This window comes from Bradyrhizobium sp. UFLA05-108, from assembly GCF_059803455.1.
Window position 1 is genome coordinate 1 of sequence record NZ_JBANAZ010000144.1, and the last position, 5,689, is coordinate 5,689.

Sequence of the window (5,689 nt, forward strand, 5' to 3'; positions counted from 1 at the left end):
GGCGTTCGAGGGGTGTCCACACCCTCACCGCCGCTTACCCCAGTCGCCGCTTACCCCATAGCATCTGGATCACCCGCCTTCGCCTTCGCGGGTGATGACACCGTTCGATACGGCGGCACTGTTGCGAACCGCGTAGGCATTGTCAGCCTCTGCTCATTCGTTGGGCGAAGCGCTGCTGCGCGAAGCAGCACGCACGGCTCCTATCGCAAAGCAGCAAAGTGGAATCGATGCGCATTCAGTGAGTTGATTGAATCGCATCAACGGCGCGAATCTTGCTTGTAGTTTGACCTAAGAATTGGAACCGTCACTGACGCTTTCCGATCTGGCGACAAGGGAAAGGCCGATAAGCCATGAGGCTGGTCGACGCCAGTCTCGAGCCATCGACACTCGACGACCTCATCGCGCCGAGCCGCGAGCATTGTGTCCCAAAAATCCGAGCTGATGACGCTGGCCCAATCGCGCCGGCGCGAACGCTCGTCTTGCGGGTTCCAGTCGAGGCAATCGCCGGAAGACTTCTCATGCGACTTGGGAGGATGACGATGGAATCAAGAACATCCACGCGCCAAAGGCTCGTGACGTTGCTGGTCGCGCTGCTGGGAATTGCGCTGCTCTACCTCGCCCTCGGCGATGTTGCTCTCGCCGAGGATGCGGCGCCGCCGGCTTGCGGCGGCAAGATCCTCGAGAAGTGCACGCCCAATCCCGGCGATACCGCCTGGATGCTCACCTCCGTTGCGCTGGTGCTGATGATGACCGTTCCCGGGCTCGGGCTGTTCTATGGCGGCATGGTGCGCAAGAAGAACGTCGGCGACACCGTGATGACGAGCTTCGCGGTGACGTGCCTCGTCACGATCCTGTTCGCGCTCCTGACCTACAGCCTGGCCTTCCGCGCCGGCACGCCGTTCGTCGGCGGGCTCGACCGCATGTTCCTGAAGGACATCATGAGCGACATCGGCAAGGGCGGGATCGGCAATCCCAATCCGCTCGCGGCGACGATTCCCGAAAGCGTCTACATCTGCTTCCAGATGACGTTTGCCATCATCACGCCGGCGCTGATCGCAGGTGCCTTTGCCGAGCGGATGAAATTCTCCGCGATGCTCTGGTTCATCGGCCTGTGGGCGATCTTCGTCTATGCGCCGGTCGCGCATTGGGTATGGGGCCCCGACGGGATCTTCGCCTCCGGCAACGACGCCGCCTGGGTCAAGGTGCTCGATTTCGCCGGCGGGACCGTCGTGCATATCAACGCTGGCGTGGCTGGCCTGATGTGCGCCATCATGCTGGGCAAGCGCAAGGAGACCGGGCCGGCCCACAACATGGTGCTCACCTTCATCGGCGCCTCGCTGCTCTGGGTTGGCTGGTTCGGCTTCAATGCGGGTTCTGCGGTGACGGCGGGCATGCAGGCGGGCATGGCGATGCTGGTGACGCAGATCGCAACGGCCGTTGCAGGCTTCACCTGGATGCTGGTCGAGTGGTCGCTCAAGGGCAAGCCGACGGTCGTCGGCATCTGCTCGGGCGCGGTCGCAGGCCTCGTCGCCATCACGCCGGCGTCGGGCTTCGTCGGCCCGATCGGCGCCTTCGTGATTGGCATCGCAGCCGGCGTGCTCTGCTACTGGGGATGCACCGGGCTAAAGGCCATGTTCAGCTATGACGACGCGCTCGATTGCTTTGGCGTCCACGCCGTCGGGGGCATCGTCGGCGCGCTGCTCACCGGCATCTTTGCCGTCGAGCAATATGGTGGCACCGCGGGCGCGCTGGAGGGCAATCCCGGCCAATTCATCAACCAGTGCATCGGCGTTGCCACGGTGTTCGTCTATGACGCCGTCGTCAGCCTGATCATCCTCTATGTGGTCAAGCTGTTCGTCGGCTTGCGGGTGTCGGAGGATATGGAGCGCGATGGTCTCGACCTCGCACTGCATGGCGAGGTCGTGCACTAGAGCATGATCCGGAAAAGTGTGAAGCGGTTTTCCGAAAAGATCATGCTCAAACAACAACCTAATGCGCGATGATGATTCATCACGATCTCATCGCGCTTTAGATCGCCTCTAACAATAGTGAAGCAATCGGGGCATCCGCGCAGGCGCGGATGCCCCGGCACGGGAGAGGGAACGATGACCGAGATCTTTGCGCAAGGTGACCTGCTGATCGAGCGGGTAGGCGATGTGGCGCCATCGGGAACGCTCACTGACACCGCCGCAGGCGTGCCGCTGGTCCTGCTGGAGGGCGAAGCCACCGGACATTGTCATGCGATCCGCGAGCGCGTGACGCTGTTTCGCGACGATGATCTGGCGCGCGACATTCCGGCCGGGCTCTATATCGGGCATCTCCTGATCGGTGCGGCCTATGCGCGGGTGACGCATGAGGAGCATGCACCGCTCACGCTGCCGCGAGGGACCTACCGCGTGCGCCGCCAGCGCGAACTCGGGCCACGGGATGCGCGCGTCCTTGCCGATTAAGGAGGCGCTAACGGCGGAGCAAGCGGCGGCGCTGGGGGATTTTCGCGCGCGGTGGGTTGCCGTCCGGCGGTCGACGGCGCCTGCCGACCGCGGCGCGGCAGAGCAGGCGGTGCGGCTTGCCTATCATGTCGCAGGACTTGCGCCGCCGGTGCGCGTCGTCTGGTGCGACAGTCCGCTTGCGCTGGCCACGCTTGCCGGCCGGATGTCGCGCGACGCCGGCCGCAACGTCCGTTCCCGTCTCGTCGATCGTCTTCGCCGAATAGTCGCCTCGCTGGTTGAGGCGCGTGTCGATCGGAAGGTGCTTGCCACTGTTGAGAGCGCCGTCAATCCCGCCGATCCCCTTGTCGCCGCCGCGACCGATGCGGTGATGCGGAGCGTGCCGGAGCAGACTCTGACCGTGCTGGGTCATCTTCGCCGCTATGGCCTATCGTGGTCCGCTGTGTGCCAGGCGATGCTCGCCCCGCGGAGTTTTTCGTCCCTTGCCGGGGGGCCGCACGATTTGTCGTGGCTTGGCGTCTACGATTATCTCCGCGAGGTGGTTGGCCTGCGGGCCGAGACCGAGCCGCTGCGCGGCCTCATGCAGCTTGCGACCAGTGTCGGCTGGTTGCAGCCGCATGAGCACACCTGCTGGCTCGCGGAGCGGCCGAACCTGCTGTGCAGTGACGCGCGCGACCGCTTGCATCACGCCAGCGGTCCGGCGCTGCGCTATCCGGACGGCTGGTCGGTGTGGGCCTGGCGCGGGGTGGAGGTGCCGCGCTGGATCATCGAGCACAGCGAGCAAATCACGCTGGCCGCGATCGACGAGCAAGTGGATGTCCAGGTCCGCCGCTGCATGATCGAGATCATGACGCCGGAACGCTACGTCGCGCTCGGCGGCGCGACCCGCATCGCCGAGGACGAGACGGGAATTCTGTGGCGCCGAAACTGGCTCGCCGCGGACGCCTGGGCCGCGGTGGAGGTGGTCAACGCCACGCCCGAGCCGGACGGCACGCGCCGGCATTTCTTCCTCCAGGTGCCGGCCAATCTGCGCACCGCGCGCGAGGCGGTCGCCTGGACCTACGGGATGCGTGTGGAGGCGTATGCACACCTCGTGCAGAGAACTTGAAAGGCCAGGGCGTGTACTCATCAAGAGATTGGCCGACTGATGTCCGCTCACCCCCAACAGCGCGAAAAAGCGGACGTTGCCCGATGTCGCCGAAGGGTCAAGGATCGGGATAGGGGGACGTCTCGCGACGCCACCCCTCCCACACCACCGGGCATACGGGTCCGTACCACGGCGGTTCGATCGAGTTAAACCGGCACAGGCATGAAGATTCGGGGAAGACCAAGAGAATCGAACGCCTGATTGCGTAGGGCGTGTTGAACCGCCGGGTGTCCGGACATGCGCCAGAGTCCCGTCGGTGAACCGGCAGCGACCGATGCGGCGAACTTCGCGATGCCGAGGCGGCGAAGCTCCGTGAATCGGTTATGCCCGTTCCGCCATTGCCGCCAGAGATACATTCGCAATCTCCGGCGGATCCAGGCTTCCAGGTTTGTGAGCACGCGCGGGGTCTGGCAGAAGCCGAAGTACCCGCGCCATCCGATGAGGTATGGCGTGAGGTCTGCGATCATCTGTTGCAAACTGATCCCTCGCGTCCGGCATGTGATCTCCCGGATTCGGTCTTTGAATTTGTCGAGAGCTTTCGGCGCAATGCGTCGCTCGCTCCCGTCATTCGCAATGCTGAATCCGAGAAATTTACGTTCCTCGGGTCGCGCCACCGCGCTTTTGGCCTCGTTGACTTTCAAGCGGAGCTTGTTGGTCAGGAATCGGCTTATCGAGGCCCTCACTCTTTCGCCGGCGTGGAGGCTGCGAACATAGATGTTGCAGTCATCCGCGTAACGGCAGAACCGGTGACCACGTCGAGCCAATTCCTTGTCGAGGTCGTCGAGCACGATATTGCTGAGGAAGGGCGAGAGCGGACCGCCTTGCGGGGTCCCTTCGTCCACCGGTCGGACCAAACCGTCTTCCAATACCCCGGCATTCAGGAATGCCCGGATAAGCTTGAGCACGCGTTTATCAGGTATTCGTGCGGCGACGCGCGACATCAGGATGTCGTGGTTAACTCGGTCGAAAAATCTTTCCAGATCGAGATCAACCACTACGTTGTAGCCATCGGCGATGTAACGCTGTGCCTGGGCTACAGCCTGGTGGGCGGACCGCCCCGGCCGAAATCCGAAACTGTGCTCCGAGAACGTCGGATCCCATCGCTCTTGGAGAACTTGCAGCATGGCTTGTTGAATCAGGCGGTCGACGACACAGGGGACGCCGAGTTTTCTGATCCCGCAATCCGGCTTCGGGATTTCTACCCGTTTAACCGGCTGCGGCCGATAGTTTCCGTCGAGCAGTTGAGACCGAATGTTTGGCCAGTGCTCACGCAGGAAAGCCTTTGCGTCGTCGATGGTCATCCCATCAACGCCAGGGCTTCCTTTGTTCCTTTTAACACGCTTCCACGCTCTTTCGAGGTTCTCTCGGTCGCACACCTCCTCCATTAGTTGTTCTGTGAAAGTCGAGCTTTCGGTGGCTGATTTCGCCATGAATGGTTCGGTCTCCTCGTCACCGCGCGCCGGGGCTTCACCCCACTCCTTCGGTTCCAAGGCCAGCGCTTGCTGGTTGTTCTGCCGCTTTCTATTCACGAGATACCAGTCCTATTTGCTTCTCTCGATCGTTCGGGCCTTCGGCCATCGTTTCCGGCTCCGCCTATCTGTTTCTCCACCTTTCGGCCTTGGAGTGCCTCAATAGCTTTGCCGACAGCCTGACCTAATACGCCCTCTGCTGACTTCTGCCCGGCGGTCAGACGACCTCGCGGTCGTCTCAGTCGCCCGAGGGCGACGCCGGGCAGACCTCCCGGGGTAAGCTCAATCGCCTTCGGTGCACAACCGCCGGATCTACGCTTCGCATCCTTGATGGATCTGGACTTCGCGATGTGTCGCCCGCTCGTCCGACGCTTGCGCCTCATATCCGTTTTTTGTTCATCAGCTCGCACCTTTGATCCACGCTTCCTTCAGACCCCGCCTCGCGACGGCAGCCCTTGCGTTTCACTACCCCTTCACCTCCATCAGGTTGGGTGGAAGACTTTCACTTCCGAGCTATTGAGCATGCCCGGCACACGACTAAACCGCTCACGCGGTAGGGCGCCGCGGCTGGCGACGGAGCCAAGACGATAGCGCAATGGGGCGTCCTGTCTTGAGATCGAGGGGTT

The 5,689-nt window shown here is 62.8% G+C and carries 4 protein-coding genes; 3 read left to right on the plus strand and 1 reads right to left on the minus strand.

Features of this window, described 5'->3' with window-relative positions:
* The first annotated feature begins 533 nt into the window (after window positions 1–533).
* From SO140_RS45170 to SO140_RS45180, 3 genes are all read left to right on the plus strand, one after another.
* Window positions 534–1,931, plus strand: coding sequence for an ammonium transporter (locus SO140_RS45170; protein ID WP_449384657.1), 1,398 nt, complete (start codon window positions 534–536; stop codon window positions 1,929–1,931).
* A gap of 174 nt (window positions 1,932–2,105) precedes the next feature.
* Entirely contained in the window at window positions 2,106–2,450 is a 345-nt protein-coding gene (locus SO140_RS45175; RefSeq protein WP_449384658.1) for a DUF8820 family protein, read from the plus strand.
* On the plus strand, window positions 2,440–3,555 hold the full coding sequence (locus SO140_RS45180; protein ID WP_449384659.1) for a DUF6745 domain-containing protein: 1,116 nt from the start codon (window positions 2,440–2,442) through the stop codon (window positions 3,553–3,555). The genes SO140_RS45175 and SO140_RS45180 overlap by 11 nt, the downstream gene beginning before the upstream one ends.
* 185 nt (window positions 3,556–3,740) lie before the next feature.
* Here SO140_RS45180 and ltrA read toward each other — a convergent pair whose 3' ends face one another.
* Window positions 3,741–5,123, minus strand: coding sequence for a group II intron reverse transcriptase/maturase (gene ltrA / locus SO140_RS45185; protein WP_474804932.1), 1,383 nt, complete (start codon window positions 5,121–5,123; stop codon window positions 3,741–3,743).
* Window positions 5,124–5,689 lie beyond the last annotated feature (566 nt).